The 2,099-nt window shown below is 35.6% G+C and carries 1 protein-coding gene; it reads right to left on the bottom strand.

The annotated features are described in order from the left end of the window. Nucleotides 1–711: 711 nt before the first annotated feature. A partial coding sequence (locus KPX09_RS05090) for a glycoside hydrolase TIM-barrel-like domain-containing protein (RefSeq protein ID WP_249549278.1) occupies nucleotides 712–2,099 on the bottom strand: 1,388 nt, incomplete at its 5' end.

Below are 2,099 nucleotides of genomic sequence, written 5' to 3'. Positions count from 1 at the left end.
AGCGCCTTCTCGAGCACTGAGGAAACCTTGAGCTTATACTCAATTGTGGATGATCTAAAACAATCACTCCACATCCCTCACACGTTCTACAATCTCTAAAACCTTGATCGCATCACCAGAAGCTACACCTTTTATAAGAAGACCGCATACTCCACAGTTAACTTCTTTAACATCCTTTTTGAACTTTCTTACTGTCTTTACAGTGCATTTACCAACAACAGACTCGCCTCTCTTCTATAAACCCGATCTTTTAACAGCACCTTCTGTTTATATAGCAACCAAGAACATTCCCACTCTTTCTGGAAGAAAACATCTACCTCACCGTAAGCAAACACAATAGAACAGCAGGTACATTGCTCTTGTATAGGTAGGGCAGTGACCTATGCGACTTTTATGAGCTAAAAAAGATAAGACATATTCTATTAATGAAAAAAAACACAGAGAAATGACAGTTTTCACATCTGTAAAACAAGAAGTTCTTACAATGAAGAGATAGACAAGATACTTACAGTCTATATAAAAAAGATAGTGGTCAAGGGAAAGTTGCAGGATCTGGAGATGGGAAATAATACTTCAACGGGAAAATACTTCAGAATTGAATTATGTAACTAAGTAGGCATGTCAAATTATACGAATGCTGTGTGCTCAAAGACTCTTATTTCTGTGATCTCAATAGTATTGTTTAGATATTCTAGTTTGGCATTAATTCTATTAGATAGGAAACACTCCTGCGTTAAACGGTGCCACTGAGCAAGCATAACCCATTATATGTATATGTGTGCTCAGGATTCTCGTTTCTGTGATTTTAATAGTATCATTTAGATATTCTAGTTTAACCTCAATTATATCTCCTATTTTGAGATATAAATATCTCAAAGGCAAGGTCATCTTATAGATCGTATTTTTCGTGATTATTTCATCATAAGTGTGTAGCGCTATTTTTTCTGCTTGTTTGTCATCGAGCACCAGTGATGTATATACAGTGTCCGTAATATTGTGTGTTGTTTTAAGTGTTCTATAGCTTTGTGATCTTACCTGATAATCAAACCTCATGCTAATATAGGATAATACAGGTGTGTTGTGCAAATTAGCTGCAGTACGGGTTACAGTGCAATTTTCAATTTCAATATCATTCTTGGAAATAGCGATAACATTTTCAGGAGGCATGGAATATAGGGTGATTTGGTTACTTTCTTCTTTGATAGTAAAGTTATATGCTCTTTGTAGTTCTTTTATAATATCCCATGCAGATAGCTTTTTGCTAATGGAGTATCCATAAATTGCCTTATCGATATTTTTAATCTTTACAGTGAGTTGATTTATTCCTGCATCTTGTAAGACATCTTGTATTATGGATGAGAGGGTTATAAACATAATTTTACGATTTACAAAGAAGCTACTTTGCCAACGCCTAAATGAGTTAACATCTGTATTGCGTTGAGGACGTAAATCCCATCCATATAGGAACATTCTTTCAACCATATTTGATGATTTCCAGGCTTTTAAAGTCCCTTCGATTGCGACTTTTTGAGCTAAATAATCAATGTTTGTTGGGTCATTGTTTGTGGGGTCATTTATGAAGTCTAGAGATGTGTTGCGGTTTGTGCAGTTTTCTACACTACGAAAACCGTATTCTATGAACCATATCTTTTTATCTATAAGTTTTCCTGTATTACCTTCTATTTTCTCCGTAAATTCTATATGAGGGTTTTCCCACCAGTATTGTATGTTTTTCCAAGCTGAGCGTGGATGTGTATACGCTATTGGCTGCTTCTTATCGGTATCATTCTTATCGTAAAAGTAACTGTATCCTTCACCAGTCTCCCACAGTTTAGCTATCTCTTCTATGCTGAGTTTATCAAAGGATAATCCTGGTGTGAGTAGGGGAAAGTATGCGTTTATTCCAATTACGTCTATTGCACTGGATAACCAAAGCTCATCCATATTGTACATGCCGTTATATGAATGATATTCATCGTAATCTGCTGCGTATGTGATAATTACAGAATTACCCAGAAAAGTTTTTGCATGTGAGGCTATCGTTCTCAGTGAGGTTACAGCAGGAAACTTGTCATTTTCATCTTGTATTTTTGTAAGTT

Source organism: Anaplasma phagocytophilum (assembly GCF_023476575.1).
Lineage (GTDB): Bacteria > Pseudomonadota > Alphaproteobacteria > Rickettsiales > Anaplasmataceae > Anaplasma > Anaplasma phagocytophilum_A.
This window is presented reverse-complemented; position numbering and strand designations above follow the sequence as displayed.